Annotated in this window: 15 protein-coding genes and 1 riboswitch; of the genes, 10 read left to right on the top strand and 5 right to left on the bottom strand. The window is 36.3% G+C overall.

Annotated features, from left to right (window positions below; genetic code table 11):
- The first annotated feature begins 12 nt into the window (after nucleotides 1-12).
- The 4 genes from ligA (at nucleotide 13) to pruA (ending at nucleotide 5,801) form a co-directional block, all read left to right on the top strand.
- Entirely contained in the window at nucleotides 13-2,022 is a 2,010-nt protein-coding gene (gene ligA / locus AC1DS7_RS15065) for an NAD-dependent DNA ligase LigA (protein WP_002010032.1), read from the top strand.
- 16 nt (nucleotides 2,023-2,038) lie between these two features.
- Entirely contained in the window at nucleotides 2,039-3,235 is a 1,197-nt protein-coding gene (locus AC1DS7_RS15060; protein ID WP_002029467.1) for a CamS family sex pheromone protein, read from the top strand.
- A 94-nt stretch (nucleotides 3,236-3,329) separates the two neighbouring features.
- Nucleotides 3,330-4,100: a TSUP family transporter gene (locus AC1DS7_RS15055; protein ID WP_002029466.1), complete on the top strand. Its 771-nt coding sequence runs from the start codon at nucleotides 3,330-3,332 to the stop codon at nucleotides 4,098-4,100.
- Between the two features lie 153 nt (nucleotides 4,101-4,253).
- On the top strand, nucleotides 4,254-5,801 hold the full coding sequence (gene pruA, locus AC1DS7_RS15050) for an L-glutamate gamma-semialdehyde dehydrogenase (RefSeq protein ID WP_002029484.1): 1,548 nt from the start codon (nucleotides 4,254-4,256) through the stop codon (nucleotides 5,799-5,801).
- Between the two features lie 312 nt (nucleotides 5,802-6,113).
- On the opposite strand, the gene AC1DS7_RS15045 is transcribed toward pruA, so the two are convergent.
- Complete coding sequence (locus AC1DS7_RS15045) at nucleotides 6,114-6,659, bottom strand: cysteine hydrolase family protein (RefSeq protein WP_002091344.1); 546 nt, start codon at nucleotides 6,657-6,659, stop codon at nucleotides 6,114-6,116.
- Nucleotides 6,660-6,900: 241 nt separating this feature from the next.
- A riboswitch (SAM riboswitch) is annotated at nucleotides 6,901-7,005 on the top strand.
- Nucleotides 7,006-7,130: 125 nt separating this feature from the next.
- Between AC1DS7_RS15045 and AC1DS7_RS15040 the strand changes: the two genes are divergently transcribed.
- From AC1DS7_RS15040 to AC1DS7_RS15030, 3 genes are read left to right on the top strand one after another with little or no spacing between them, the layout of a single operon-like run.
- Nucleotides 7,131-8,150: a methionine ABC transporter ATP-binding protein gene (locus AC1DS7_RS15040; RefSeq protein WP_002029486.1), complete on the top strand. Its 1,020-nt coding sequence runs from the start codon at nucleotides 7,131-7,133 to the stop codon at nucleotides 8,148-8,150.
- Nucleotides 8,140-8,805: a methionine ABC transporter permease gene (locus tag AC1DS7_RS15035; protein ID WP_002091343.1), complete on the top strand. Its 666-nt coding sequence runs from the start codon at nucleotides 8,140-8,142 to the stop codon at nucleotides 8,803-8,805. The genes AC1DS7_RS15040 and AC1DS7_RS15035 overlap by 11 nt, the downstream gene beginning before the upstream one ends.
- Before the next feature lie 21 nt (nucleotides 8,806-8,826).
- Nucleotides 8,827-9,681, top strand: a complete 855-nt coding sequence (locus AC1DS7_RS15030; protein ID WP_002029488.1) for a MetQ/NlpA family ABC transporter substrate-binding protein — start codon at nucleotides 8,827-8,829, stop codon at nucleotides 9,679-9,681.
- 167 nt (nucleotides 9,682-9,848) lie between these two features.
- On the opposite strand, the gene AC1DS7_RS15025 is transcribed toward AC1DS7_RS15030, so the two are convergent.
- The 4 genes from AC1DS7_RS15025 to AC1DS7_RS15010 all read right to left on the bottom strand — a co-directional run bounded on the left by AC1DS7_RS15025 (nucleotide 9,849) and on the right by AC1DS7_RS15010 (nucleotide 12,471).
- On the bottom strand, nucleotides 9,849-10,331 hold the full coding sequence (locus AC1DS7_RS15025) for an HXXEE domain-containing protein (RefSeq protein ID WP_002091337.1): 483 nt from the start codon (nucleotides 10,329-10,331) through the stop codon (nucleotides 9,849-9,851).
- A 63-nt stretch (nucleotides 10,332-10,394) separates the two neighbouring features.
- The gene (locus AC1DS7_RS15020) at nucleotides 10,395-10,586 is read right to left on the bottom strand and encodes a DUF3926 domain-containing protein (RefSeq protein WP_002091335.1); all 192 of its coding nucleotides are present in this window, start codon (nucleotides 10,584-10,586) and stop codon (nucleotides 10,395-10,397) included.
- The gene (locus AC1DS7_RS15015) at nucleotides 10,579-11,760 is read right to left on the bottom strand and encodes an ArsA family ATPase (RefSeq protein WP_002140199.1); all 1,182 of its coding nucleotides are present in this window, start codon (nucleotides 11,758-11,760) and stop codon (nucleotides 10,579-10,581) included. Before AC1DS7_RS15015 ends, AC1DS7_RS15020 begins: the two co-directional genes overlap by 8 nt.
- Nucleotides 11,761-11,988: 228 nt before the next feature.
- On the bottom strand, nucleotides 11,989-12,471 hold the full coding sequence (locus AC1DS7_RS15010; protein ID WP_002140201.1) for a MarR family winged helix-turn-helix transcriptional regulator: 483 nt from the start codon (nucleotides 12,469-12,471) through the stop codon (nucleotides 11,989-11,991).
- A gap of 230 nt (nucleotides 12,472-12,701) precedes the next feature.
- On the opposite strand from AC1DS7_RS15010, the gene AC1DS7_RS15005 reads away from it, so the two are divergent.
- From AC1DS7_RS15005 to gatA, 3 genes are all read left to right on the top strand, one after another.
- Complete coding sequence (locus AC1DS7_RS15005; protein WP_002029490.1) at nucleotides 12,702-12,938, top strand: YiaA/YiaB family inner membrane protein; 237 nt, start codon at nucleotides 12,702-12,704, stop codon at nucleotides 12,936-12,938.
- A gap of 141 nt (nucleotides 12,939-13,079) precedes the next feature.
- Nucleotides 13,080-13,370, top strand: coding sequence for an Asp-tRNA(Asn)/Glu-tRNA(Gln) amidotransferase subunit GatC (gene gatC, locus AC1DS7_RS15000; RefSeq protein WP_000086999.1), 291 nt, complete (start codon nucleotides 13,080-13,082; stop codon nucleotides 13,368-13,370).
- A gap of 14 nt (nucleotides 13,371-13,384) precedes the next feature.
- The gene (gene gatA, locus AC1DS7_RS14995; protein ID WP_002010048.1) at nucleotides 13,385-14,842 is read left to right on the top strand and encodes an Asp-tRNA(Asn)/Glu-tRNA(Gln) amidotransferase subunit GatA; all 1,458 of its coding nucleotides are present in this window, start codon (nucleotides 13,385-13,387) and stop codon (nucleotides 14,840-14,842) included.

The raw sequence follows: 14,842 nt of genomic DNA, 5'->3' as shown, positions 1-14,842 counted from the left end.
AGGACTGAGGATATGTCAAAAGAGATAGCCAAAAAACGTATAGAAGAATTGCGTGATTTGTTAAATACATTTAACTATCAATATCACGTATTAGACAATCCTTCTGTTTCTGATGCGGAATATGACCGTGATATGCAGGAGCTTATAAAATTAGAAGCAGAGAACCCAGAGTTTATGAGTGAAGACTCGCCCTCCATTCGCGTTGGGGGGACTGTTCTTGATATATTTGAAAAGGTAACGCATAAATCACCAATGTTAAGTTTAGGAAACGCGTTTAATGAAGGAGATTTGCGTGATTTTGATCGAAGAGTACATCAGGGAATTGATGATGCGAATGTAAGATATATATGCGAATTAAAAATTGACGGACTTGCTGTTTCACTTCATTATGAAAAAGGACGCTTCATTCAAGGAGCAACACGTGGTGATGGTATAACGGGTGAAGATATTACCCAAAACTTAAAAACGATTAAAGCTATCCCGCTGCGTTTAAATGAAGAAGTAACGTTAGAAGCACGAGGCGAGGCTTATATGCCGAAGCGTTCATTCGTTAAATTGAATGAAGAGAAAGAACAAAATGGTGAAGATGTATTTGCGAATCCACGTAATGCGGCAGCAGGATCGATACGCCAACTTGATCCGAAAATTGCAGCGAAGCGTAACTTATCTATGTTTGTGTATGGTCTTGCTAATGTAGAAGAAAAAACAATTCCATCCCACAGTGAATCACTGGATTTCTTAGGTGAGCTTGGATTTAAGACGAATCCAAATCGTCGTACATGTGAAACAATTGAAGACGTAATAGCCTATGTAGAAGAGTGGCAAGAAAAACGCCCGCATCTTGATTATGAGATTGACGGAATCGTTATAAAAGTAGACGATGTTGCTATTCAAGAAAGCTTAGGAACTACAGCAAAGAGTCCAAGATGGGCAATAGCTTATAAATTCCCAGCTGAAGAAGTTGTGACGAGATTAACAGGGATTGAATTAAGTGTCGGCCGCACAGGAGTTGTAACACCAACTGCAGAGCTGGAGCCAGTGCGAGTAGCCGGAACTATTGTCCGTCGTGCTTCTTTACATAACGAAGATTTAATTCGTGAAAAGGATATTCGAATTGGTGACTACGTTGTTGTGAAAAAGGCTGGAGATATCATTCCTGAAGTTGTGAACGTTATTTTTGATAAGCGTACTGGTGAGGAAGAAGAATATCATATGCCAACGCATTGTCCAGCATGTGAGAGTGAACTTGTTCGTTTAGAAGAAGAAGTAGCACTTCGATGTATAAATCCGACTTGCCCAGCTCAAATTCGTGAAGGATTAATCCATTTCGTTTCAAGAAATGCAATGAATATTGATGGACTTGGAGAACGTGTAATTACACAACTCTTTGATGCGGATTATATTCGTACGTTTGCTGATTTATATTCATTGACGAAAGAGCAATTATTAGAACTAGAACGTTTCGGTGAAAAATCAGCAACAAATTTAGTCCAAGCAATTGAGAATTCTAAGGAAAACTCATTAGAGCGATTATTATTCGGTCTTGGTATTCGTCATGTCGGTGCGAAAGCGGCACGTACATTTGCTGAGCATTTCGAAACGATGGATGAGCTTGTGAAAGCGACGGAAGAAGAATTAAAAACAATTAATGAGATTGGTGAAAAAATGGCTCAATCCGTTGTAACGTATTTCGATAATGAAGACGTATTAGAGCTATTACAACAATTTAAAGAGTATGGCGTGAACATGGCATACAAAGGTATAAAAATTGCTGATTTACAAAATGTTGAATCGTACTTCGCAGGAAAAACTGTCGTCTTAACAGGGAAATTAGAAGTTATGGGCCGCAGTGAAGCGAAGAAGAAAATTGAGGCATTAGGTGGAAAAGTAACAGGAAGTGTTAGTAAAAGTACGGATTTACTTGTTGCTGGTGAAGCTGCAGGCTCGAAATTAGCGCAAGCAGAGAAGCACAATGTTGAAGTTTGGAATGAAGAGAGGTTCTTACAAGAGCTGAATAAGTAAGAGGTGCAAACTTACGATGAAAAAAATAGCGTTAGCAGTATTAAGTCTTAGCCTACTTGTAAGTGGGTGTAGCATTGGTTCCAATAAAGATGAAAAAGCAGTTGAGAAATCGGGGAAAGCGAAAGAACAAGCAGTTATCCCGAAATACTCCATTTCGGATGAATATTATAAGACAACGGTTCAATTTGATCCAGGTAAGGCGCGTGGTTTAGTTGTACAAGGTTTAAATAGTCGTCTAGATGTAGATGAATTTGAAACAGGATTAATGCGCATTGCCAAAGAATCGTTTAGTACGAAAGATTATTTCTTTAAAGGCGGAAAGTTTCTAGAGGCTCAAGATATACAAATGCTTGTAAAAAGAAAGCGTACAGATGCTGAACAAAAAGAGCTAGAGGATAAGTTGAAAAAAGATGCAGTTAAATTTCCAAATATCGGACTGAATCCAGCCTTAAGTGAAGGTTCGGAGTCACTAGAAGTGAAAAATAAAAAACATCCAATGTATATCTCAAACATTTTAGAGCATGATTACTACGTGCAAAAAGGTGGGAACGATAATGAACCTGATGGCATTGTAGTTGGATTAGCGATGAATTCTGTTCAATATTATGAGGAAGAGCATGGTTATCCGCGTGAGGCTGCAATTCCAGATGTGAAAATGTTAGCTGAAGGGAAAAGGATGGCCCAAGAAATCTTGAAAGTAATGCAGCAAAAAAAGCCTGAAATAAAAAATATTCCGGTTACATTTGCGATTTATCGTCAAGGTCCAAAGTCTTCGCTTGTACCAGGGAATTTTGTTTCTTATGCTAAGGTAGAAAAAGGCAGTGAAACGGTTGAGGATTGGAAGCCGATCAATGAGAAATACTATTTATTCCCATCTGAACAAGCGAAAGCGGATAATAAACGTGAAGATCTTGCGAGGGTGTCAAACTTTAAAGCAAAATTAAGTGAGTATTTCCAAGGAGATTATACAGCTGTTATCGGTACTGGAATGTATAGAGATGATGAATTAAGAGAAATGAAGCTCGATATTCCTGTCCAATTCAATGGGAAAGCTGAAGTGATTGGTTTTACACAATATGTAGCTGGACTTGTTATGGAATACTTCCCGAATTATATGAAAGTACAAGTAACAATTAAATCTGTAGAACGCCCAGAAGCAATTATTATACGTGAAGCGAAGCAAGATGAACCGTTTGTGAAAATTTTAGATTAAAGATGAGAGCTGTTCCATAAAGGAACAGCTTTTTTTCTTGAAAAATTTTGTTATAATTTTAAATGTTACAAATAAAGGGGTAAGGGGCAAATTCATGGAAGAACTAAGCTTTCAAGTCATTATTTTATTAATTGCATTCGGATTTTTAGCTGCTTTTATTGATTCGGTTGTTGGAGGGGGAGGGTTAATTTCGCTTCCTGCACTTATGTTTGTTGGTTTATCACCAGCTTCGGCAATCGCAACGAATAAATTAGCTGCAACGATGGGGACGCTTACGAGCACAATTTATTTTATTCGATCAGGTAAGGTGAATTTTCGGATTGTAGGAAAGTTAATCCCGTTAACTATTATTGGAGCAGTCGCAGGGGCTTTAGTAGTAAAGTTTATTCCGCCTGATATTTTGCGTCCACTAGTGCTCGTAATGTTGGTTTTTATTGCCATTTATATTATTGCGAAAAAAGATTGGGGAAGTGCATCTACCTATAAAAAGATGACAAAAGGAAAAACATTAATGTTTTTCTTTGTTATTTTAATGATAGGATTTTATGATGGATTTTTTGGACCAGGGACAGGATCCTTTTTAATTTTTGCATTTTTATTAATTGGTTTGGATTTTATTCAAGCGGCAGCATCTGGAAAACTTTTGAACTTCGTTAGTAATATCGTATCTTTAATTACTTTTTTATTTTTAGATGTGATTCATTTTGAATACGGTATAATTATGGGCTTATCAATGATTTTAGGTGCTTATTTTGGATCGAAGTTTGCGGTTCAAAAAGGTGTTGGATATGTAAGGACTTTATTTTTATTAGTTACTATTTTATTAATCGGGAAAAATGTTTTGGAATATACTCATATTTTGTAGATTCATACGTATGTATGAATCTCTTTTTTTTATTATATTTTAAAAATTAATAAATTTTTAAAATATAAGTCTAGGAATATTTGAATAAATCTAAATTATCGTGTAGAATAATGTTGTAAAATGTAAACGTTTTTCTAAGGGGAGGCTAAAAAGATGGTAGTAGCATACAAACATGAGCCATTTACAGATTTTTCAGTAGAGGCTAACAAATTAGCGTTTGAAGAGGGTTTAAAGAAAGTAGAATCTTATCTTGGACAAGACTATCCATTAATTATCGGGGGAGAAAAAATCACTACAGAAGACAAAATTGTTTCTGTAAACCCTGCAAATAAAGAGGAACTTGTTGGTCGTGTTTCAAAAGCAAGCCGTGAATTAGCTGAAAAAGCAATGCAAGTAGCGGATGCAACATTCCAAACTTGGAGAAAGTCAAAACCAGAAATGCGTGCAGATATTTTATTCCGTGCTGCAGCAATCGTTCGTCGTAGAAAACATGAGTTCTCTGCTATTCTTGTAAAAGAAGCAGGTAAACCATGGAATGAGGCAGATGCTGATACAGCAGAAGCAATCGACTTTATGGAATATTATGCTCGTCAAATGTTGAAATTAAAAGACGGTATTCCAGTAGAAAGCCGTCCAATTGAATATAATCGTTTCTCTTACATTCCATTAGGAGTAGGTGTTATCATTTCTCCTTGGAATTTCCCATTCGCAATTATGGCAGGTATGACAACAGCTGCTGTAGTTTCTGGTAACACAGTATTACTAAAACCAGCTAGTACAACTCCTGTAGTAGCAGCGAAATTTATGGAAGTATTAGAAGAAGCTGGTTTACCAGCTGGCGTAGTAAACTTCGTTCCAGGTAATGGTTCTGAAGTTGGTGACTATTTAGTAGATCACCCTCGTACACGTTTCGTTAGCTTCACTGGATCTCGCGATGTAGGTATTCGTATTTACGAACGTGCAGCAAAAGTAAACCCAGGACAAATTTGGTTAAAACGTGTTATCGCTGAAATGGGCGGTAAAGATACAATCGTTGTTGATAAAGAGGCAGATCTTGAATTAGCAGCTAAATCTATCGTTGCATCAGCATTCGGATTCTCAGGACAAAAATGTTCTGCATGTTCTCGTGCAGTAATCCATGAAGATGTATACGATCATGTATTAAATCGTGCTGTTGAATTAACAAAAGAATTAACAGTAGGTAACCCAGATGCAAAAGATATTAACATGGGACCTGTTAATGACCAAGCTGCATTCGATAAAGTAATGAGCTATGTTGCAATTGGTAAGGAAGAAGGTAAAATCGTATCAGGTGGCGAAGGAGACGATTCTAAAGGCTGGTTCATCCAACCAACAATCGTTGCTGACGTTGCAGAAGATGCTCGTTTAATGAAAGAAGAAATCTTCGGACCAGTAGTAGCATTCTGTAAAGCAAAAGACTTTGATCATGCACTTGCAATTGCAAATAATACAGAATACGGTTTAACAGGAGCAGTTCTTTCTAACAACCGTGACCATATTGAAAAAGCACGCGAAGACTTCCACGTTGGTAACTTATACTTCAACCGTGGATGTACTGGTGCAATCGTAGGTTACCAACCATTCGGTGGCTTTAACATGTCTGGTACAGACTCTAAAGCTGGTGGCCCTGACTACTTAGCACTTCACATGCAAGCAAAAACTACTTCTGAAACTTTATAAGAAATAGTAGAAAAGATCTTCACAGACTGTGAAGATCTTTTCTTTTTGAGAAACTCTCTATAATAGAAGCTAGTTAATTTCAATCAAGAAAAGGTTGCCAAATATTACTATTTGTTCTTTTGAATTAGTTAAACCCTATTAATATCGGGATAAACATGAAAATAGAAACAAAACAGCGAGAAAAATTGACTTATTAGTCATATTTTTTAGTATTCATTTTGAGGATTTCCTGTATAATACAATTTGAAAGAAAATCTATGGTTAGACAAGAGAACACTCCTTTCGGCTTTGCTAACTGAAAGGAGTGTTTTTTTAGGTCGCTAAAAACTCTTCTGTACTCATTATATTTGCGTATACTCCATTTAAACTCGCCAAAATTGTATTATGAATATAAACAGCTGGTATAGTAGCATTCTTAAATGAAAGATCTTTTGTAGCACAAGCATCGTGTATTACGGTACAGTGAAGGCCAAAATCAAAAGCAGCTCTTACTGTAGCATCAATACACATATGGGTCATCATCCCGCATATTACGACGTGCTCAATTCCTGAACGTTGTAATTGTTCTAGAAGATCAGTTTCTCGGAAGCTATTTGGATAATGTTTAAGGATAACGGTTTCCTCTCTAAGTGGACGGACATTTTCGTGAATATGGACACCTTCTGTATTGGGTAGGAAAAAAGTAGCGCTATCTTTTATAGCTACATGTTGGATATGAAAAATAGGTTCGTTTCTTATTCTAAAATGTTGTAGTAGCTGACTAGCATATTCACTTGCTTCTACTGGATTACGTAATTCCATCATTCCGCTTGGAAAATAATCATTTTGAATGTCGACGAGCAAAAGAGCTGTTTTCATATATCTATCTTCCTCCGATTTCATATTCAAATAATGTTATTCAATGAGTAGAGAAGATTCTCCTTTTTAAAAGTATGAGTGAGAAGGATTTTACATAACTTTAAAAATCACTATTGTATTGTTACTTCTTATTTTAAAATTCAAATAGAGAAATAATTAATATTTTTCCGAAAAATGTATTGACTCTCATTATTCTGAGTTCTATAATAAGACTTAATTAAACGACAATTAAATCGATACACTCTTATCCAGAGAGGTGGAGGGACTGGCCCTACGATACCTCAGCAACGGGTTTTTTAATACCGTGCTAACTCCAGCAAGCCTATAAAGGCTTGGAAGATGAGAAGATGTGAATGAGTACATATAAAAGTGCTCTCCTTCTTATCTTTTATTACTGATAAGAAGGAGAGCACTTTTTATTTTACCTCGAAAGCTCTACTTCAAGTTTTACAGCATATAGGAGGGAAGAAAATGATTTCTTTTAACAATGTAAGTAAAGTATATGAATCAGGTGGGCAATCTGTTCATGCGGTTGAGGATGTAACGCTGTCAGTTGAAAAGGGCGAAATTTTTGGCATTATCGGATTTAGTGGTGCTGGAAAGAGTACGCTATTACGTTTAGTAAATATGTTAGAAAGACCAACTGCAGGAACAATTTCAATAGATGATAAAGATATTACATCATTATCGGCGAAAGAATTACGGAAACTAAGACAAAGAATTGGGATGATTTTCCAAAGTTTTAATCTATTTAATTCAAGAACGGTGTTTGGGAACATTGCTTATCCATTAAGGTTAGCGAAATTGCCGAAGAATGAGATAAAAGAAAGAGTGAATGAACTACTAAAATTTGTTGGTTTAGAAGATAAAGCGAACTATTATCCAGAACAGTTATCAGGTGGACAAAAGCAGCGTGTTGGGATTGCAAGAGCACTTGCGACATCACCGGATATTCTCATATGTGATGAGGCAACATCAGCTTTAGATCCGGAAACAACAACAGAAATCTTAAATTTATTAAAGAAAGTAAATAGAGAGTACAATTTAACGATCCTACTTATTACACATGAAATGCACGTTGTGAAAGAAATTTGTCACCGTGTAGCCGTTATGGAAAAAGGAAAAGTAATTGAGGAAGGAAAACTGTTTGACGTTTTCACACAACCAAAAACAAAGACCACTCAAAATTTTGTACGCTCTGTTATTAATGATCACTTACCAGAAAGTGTTCTAGCGAAAATTCAAAACGGAGGTCAGATTTATCGCCTGACTTTTACTGGGGAAGAGACAGGACAGCCTGTACTATCATATATTGCGAAAAACTATAACGTCGATGTAAATGTTCTTTATGGAAATATTATTGAACTCCAAAATGTGCTATTTGGAAATCTTCTTGTAGAACTACAAGGTGAACAGAAAGAAATTCAAAAAGCATTACAACATCTAAGACTGCAAGTGCAGCTGAAGGAGGTAGAAGCTCATGCGAGTTGATTGGAGTATATTTTGGCCTCGCATATTAGATGCGACGGGGGATACCCTCTTAATGGTAATTGTAACCCTTATATTTGCTACAATTCTTGGTATACCTCTAGGTTTACTATTGTATGTGACGAGAAAAGGGAATTTTTTAGAAAATAAATGGGTCTTTTCTATTCTTAATATCATAATTAATACAATTCGTCCGGTTCCATTCATTATCTTTTTAGTAGCTTTAAGCCCACTAACAAGAAGTGTTATTGGAACGACGATTGGAACGGCTGCAGCAATCTTCCCAATGACGTTAGTCGCATCAATTGGTATTGCTAGAATGGTTGAAACCAATCTTGTTTCTGTTCCGAAAGGAGTAATTGAAGCAGCACAAGCAATGGGCGCTTCACCACTTAGAATTGTTTTTGAAATCCTCGTACCAGAAGCTTTAGCACCATTGATCCTAGGTGTCACGTTTATGACGGTCGGTTTAATTGAATTTTCTGCAGTCGCAGGACTTGTCGGTGGTGGCGGTCTTGGTGACTTAGCAATGACATATGGTTATCAACGCTTTGATACGTCAGTTATGTTTGTAACGGTTGTTTTACTTATTATTCTTGTACAGGTGGCTCAAAATTTAGGGAACTACTTTGCGAAAGTCTTTTTACGCAGATCATAAAAAGGAAGAGGGGAAAAGAAAATGAAGAAAATTTTAGCATTTGCATTATCAGCGATCGTAGGAATTACAGCATTAAGCGGCTGCTCAGGTGGAGACACAGGTGCAGGAGCGAAAGAGAAAGTAGTTCGCGTCGGTGTAACTGGAACAGATGGAGACGTTTGGGAAATTTTAAAGAAAAAAGCTGAAAAAGAAGGGATTAAAATTAAACTGGTTGAGTTCTCTGATTACACAACACCCAACAAAGCGTTAGCTGATGGAGATATTGAACTAAACTCATTCCAGCACATTGCTTTCTTAGAGCAATTTAAAAAGGAGCATAAGTTAGATATTACAGCTGTTGGTACAACGCAAATTGCACCGATGGGCTTATACTCTGAAAAATATAAGAAAGCAAATGAAATCCCAGATGGTTCGGAAATTGCTATTCCGAATGATCCAACGAACCAAGCACGTGCATTAAAACTTCTTGATGCAGCTGGATTATTAAAGCTTAAGAAAGATTTTGGTCTATTTGGGGATCCAAGCGGTATCGCTGAAAATCCGAAGAAGCTAAAAGTTACACCGGTTATCGCACAGCAAACACCTCGTGTGTTAAAAGATGTAGCGGCTTCAGTTATTAATAACGGTGTTGCTGGTCAAGCTGGATTAGACCCAGCGAAGGATCCAATTTTCTTAGAAGATCCAAATAATGAAAATGCAAAGGCCTATATTAATATTTTCGCAGCTCGTACGAAAGATAAAAATGATCCAACACTGAAAAAAGTAATTGAGTTATACCATTCAAAAGAAGTAACAGATGCAATTAAGAAAGAAACAAATGATGGTTCAATTTCAGTAGATCTTTCACTTGATGAGCTTGAAAAAATCGTAAAATAATTATTGAGTTTAACGACTAACAGTAGGAACCCCTCCGCTGTTAGCTCGTTCAACATATAATCTACTTAACAAACAAAACCCTAATTCTGTACCTTCTAATTTTGTATAACATAGAATCCAATGTTTGTTAAGTAGAGTGATGGACCAGGAGTTTTCCTGGTCTTTTTTTAATTAAAGCAGCTGGCTAATAATAAGGAAATCCAAATTATGATTGGGTAAGAGATTAAACTAAAAATGAGTGTACTTGCTAATTTCTTTTTAGGGATTAATAGTTTCTTTGATGAAAATAAGAAAAGAGAAAATAGGATAATGATAGATGCTGAGATTACTCCTGGATTATAAGAACGATAAATGAAATACAAGATAATATGCTGAACGGCGTTAAAGAAGATACAGCCCTGTATAAAAATGATCAAATAAATAGAAGATATGATGCTTAATTGATATAGAATGACTATGAGTAAGACGAAGGTTGTTAATATGGAAATTGCAATGAAAAATTGTTTGTTAGTTATAAAATGGATCGAAAATCGATTAGCGATATATTGTGGCATTTGGAAAGCTTCTTCAAGGTTATGAAAAAAGAATAGAAGGGGGATTAGCCAGATTGTATTAGTGGTGAAATGTCTTGTTGAAGATGTTTTTATCAACTTATATCAGCTCCAATAAAGGGATAGAAAGCCTATAAGAAAAGGCTTTCTACAAGGGTATAGTTATTCAATTATGATGCTTTTTAAATTACTCTCAGGTTGCGGTTGTTCTTCAGCATAGGAGGAGAGCTCCTCTTGCAAAATATTTAGTGCGTGCTTAGCTGATTGCTGAATCGGATTCGGTAGCTCTTCTAATATACGCATACCGATTTTTATTTTTGTACGAATTACCTTTCTTAGTAATTCATCATGCATGTACTACACCTCCAAACCGAATGTTTAGTACATCATCTTCAAACTTAGCTCCTTGAATAGAAAGGTGTGTTAATGTTTTTGGTAAGGTGATATTTCGCTTCATAGAGCCGGCTCGAATAATAAGTTCATCACCTTTTTGATTTAATGAAAGTTCACTTTTGTTTGAGAAGGGAATGGACAGAACGAAAATATACTCATCGCCATCTTTTTTTACATATTGTGTGCGGCCATTAAATTTCACTTCAGTAGGAGAAGGGTCTGATTTAAATAAAGCATTTCCTACACGCTCTAACATAGCTAAACCAACAACTTCTTGTTCAAACATGGGAGCTTCGTAAATAGGAAGTGGCTGAAAACTATCTTTAATTAACGCCTTATATTTCTTTTGTGTATCTTTCCATGCCTGAAAGTAAGGGTCGGTAACAGTGTTAGGGATGACGCGGTTAATCATAATGGCATCTACGTTATAATCGTATAAGTTTAAATAAGTAAAACTACGCTGAGCTTCTTTAATGACCATTTTTTCAGGATTTACAACAACGCGAATACTCGTTACTTTTCGGTTTGATAAAATATCTCTCATTTCTCCGAGCTGTTCAAGCGTATTCGTTAATTCGTCCATAATATCATCAGTTGGAAGGGGGACACCAAGAAGTGGTTGAGCTACAGGACGAACAACTTTTAAAATCTTCCTTTTAATAGGAAAGAGTTTTTCCATCCACCAGCCGAGCATGTCTGGAAAGCTAAGCATTGCTAAAGTTTCTCCAGTCGGTGCGCAATCAATAATGATGACGTCGTAAGTGTTGTGTTTATAGTAATCGAGTACTCGAAGTAAGCTAATTAAATCTTCCATACCAGGGAACATCGTTAATTCTTCTGTTGTAATATCATCAGCTGCTTTTGAAGTGAAGAGTAGTGTAATGTATTTCTGCAATTTCCCCCAGCCTTTTTCCATTTCATAAATAGTGTTAATTTCTTGTGCCCACAAGTTTTCGCGAATTTCTAGTGGCTCAGAAGATAGTTTTATGCCAAATGAATCCCCTAAACTATGAGCAGGATCTGTACTCATTACTAATGTTTTTAATCCTTGTTTTGCACTTTGGATTGCTGTTGCTGCTGAAATGCTAGTTTTTCCTACGCCGCCTTTACCTGTATACAGAATAATTCTCATCATTAATATCCCCTTTGTTTCGAATGTCGAATATTACGAGTGTCGAAATATTTAATTGAATAAAAACCCAACTAGGGTCTTATCCCGCATTAACGGGCAGTAAGACTCCCGCCCAAAAATTCGACTGGAGCAAACAAATTAGGTGGGAGGTCAACTGTCCGTAAATGCCCGATTGGTTCAACTAATAATCAGTGAGGGATGAGAAAAACCCCCACTGATTAAAGTTTCACTTTATTCAATCGGAATGTTTTTCATTTTAGGTGTAGAAATCTTTTCTTCTGTTTTTTGCTGTGACGTAGCAATGTGATTCATGATCTTTTGGAATATTTGTAGTAAGAATGCTTTTTCTTCTTCTGACAATGCATCTGTCACTAGGCTAAAGTAATGGGCCGCATTTTGTTTTACTTCTTGAACGAGCATTACGCCGTTTTCTGTTAAACGAATTAATACAATGCGTCGATCGCTTTCATTCCGGTAGCGTTCAATATATCCCTTTTTTACAAGGCGATTTACAACGCCCGTTGTTGTACTCATCGGTATATCAAGAAGATCAGCAATTTTTGTCATTGTAATATCCGTATTTCGCTCCATCCAAAGTAAACAAAATACTTCTGTCTTGGAAAGTGTTAAATCAAGGCTTACCCATTCTTCAGGATAGAAAAGTTTCTTGGCGTTATCTAGCAGTAAGTCTAAAAAATGTTCATATTGTAACAATTATTTCCACTCCCGTATATTTCGAGGTTCGTAATATTTGTTTTTATTTTATGTGGAATTGAAATAAATGTCAATGTTTTTAACTGTTTTTTCAGATTTAAAAGAAAATTATCTTCAAAATAGAAATTTTTTGTGATAGATTAATAAATAGAAAAATGATTTTACATAAAAACCCATTGTGATAAATATATTTATCTATAATAGGTGTACAGCTAACGAGGGGGAGAACGATGAGAAGACGAAATACGCAAGCGTTCACGTTTTTAGCATGGACTTCATTTGTTTGTGCGCTTTCAGGAATGCTAATTGGGATTTATACGCTAGATGAAACGCTTAGTGTAAAAGGATACTATTTAATTGGAACATTATTTTTAACGATGTCTTGTTTTGTATTACAAAAAACAATTCGTGATAATGAAGAAGATAACGAGAGATTTCCGAAAAATAAATCGTTAGATAAAGAGTAAATTGTAAAGAAAGGCATTTGCCTTTCTTTTTTTATGTAAAAATACCGTAAGTGCCGTGTGTTGACTTGCTTGAAGTACTGGAAATTTGGTATCATCAATAGTATTGTAGATTGAACGATATATTATGGAGGTGGCCTAGCCGTGTCAAGAATTTCCGTTGAGAATGTAAAGCACGTAGCACATTTAGCACGTCTTGCAATTACTGATCAAGAAGCAGAAAAATTTCAAAAACAACTAGATGCAATTGTTACATTTGCAGAACAGTTAAATGAATTAGATACAACTGATGTAAAACCAACAACTCATGTATTAACTATGAAAAATGTTATGCGTGAAGATGTGCCAGAAAAAGGTTTACCAGTAGAAGAAGTATTAAAAAATGCACCGGATCACAAAGATAATCAAATCCGTGTTCCAGCAGTATTAGAATAGAGGAGGGAATTTCGATGTCATTATTTGATCATTCTGTATCAGAGTTACATAAGAAGTTAAACAACAAAGAAATTTCCGTTACGGATTTAGTAGAAGAATCTTACAAACGTATTTCGGATGTTGAAGATAACGTAAAAGCTTTTCTTACATTAGATGAAGAAAATGCACGCGCGAAAGCGAAAGAATTAGATGCAAAGATTGGTGCTGAGGATAATGGTTTATTATTCGGTATGCCAATTGGTGTAAAAGATAACATTGTAACTAACGGTCTTCGTACAACTTGTGCGAGCAAAATATTAGCAAACTTCGATCCAATTTACGATGCGACAGTTGTACAAAAGCTAAAAGCTGCTGACACAGTTACAATCGGTAAATTAAATATGGACGAGTTCGCAATGGGTTCTTCAAATGAAAACTCAGGCTTCTACGCTACAAAAAATCCATGGAACTTAGATTACGTTCCAGGCGGATCTAGTGGTGGTTCTGCAGCAGCAGTAGCAGCAGGAGAAGTATTATTCTCTCTAGGTTCTGATACGGGTGGTTCTATCCGTCAGCCAGCTGCATATTGCGGCGTTGTAGGTTTAAAACCAACTTACGGACGCGTATCTCGTTACGGATTAGTAGCATTCGCATCTTCACTTGACCAAATCGGACCGATTACACGTACAGTAGAAGACAATGCATACTTATTACAAGCTATTTCAGGTATTGACCGTATGGATGCAACTTCTGCAAACGTTGAAGTAGGAAACTACTTAGCTGGTTTAACAGGCGATGTTAAAGGTTTACGTATTGCTGTACCGAAAGAATACTTAGGCGAAGGTGTTGGCGAAGAAGCTCGTGAGTCAGTACTAGCTGCTTTAAAAGTGTTAGAAGGTATGGGCGCAACTTGGGAGGAAGTATCTCTTCCGCACTCTAAATACGCTCTAGCAACGTATTACTTATTATCTTCTTCTGAAGCATCTGCGAACCTTTCACGCTTTGATGGCGTACGTTACGGTGTTCGTTCTGATAATGTAAATAACTTATTAGATCTTTACAAAAACACACGTAGCGAAGGTTTCGGTGATGAAGTAAAACGTCGTATTATGCTTGGTACATTTGCTCTTAGCTCTGGTTACTATGATGCATATTACAAAAAAGCACAACAAGTACGTACATTAATTAAAAATGACTTTGAAAATGTATTTGCTAACTACGATGTTATTATTGGACCAACAACGCCAACTCCAGCATTTAAAGTGGGCGAAAAAGTGGACGATCCAATGACAATGTATGCAAATGACATTTTAACAATTCCAGTAAACTTAGCGGGTGTTCCAGCGATTTCTGTTCCATGTGGATTCGGTGCTAACAACATGCCACTTGGTCTACAAATCATTGGTAAACACTTCGATGAAACGACGATTTACCGCGTTGCACATGCGTTTGAGCAAGCAACAGACTATCATACAAAAAAAGCAAGTCTGTAA

The organism is Bacillus sp. P4_E1, from assembly GCF_056401715.1.
This window is presented reverse-complemented; position numbering and strand designations above follow the sequence as displayed.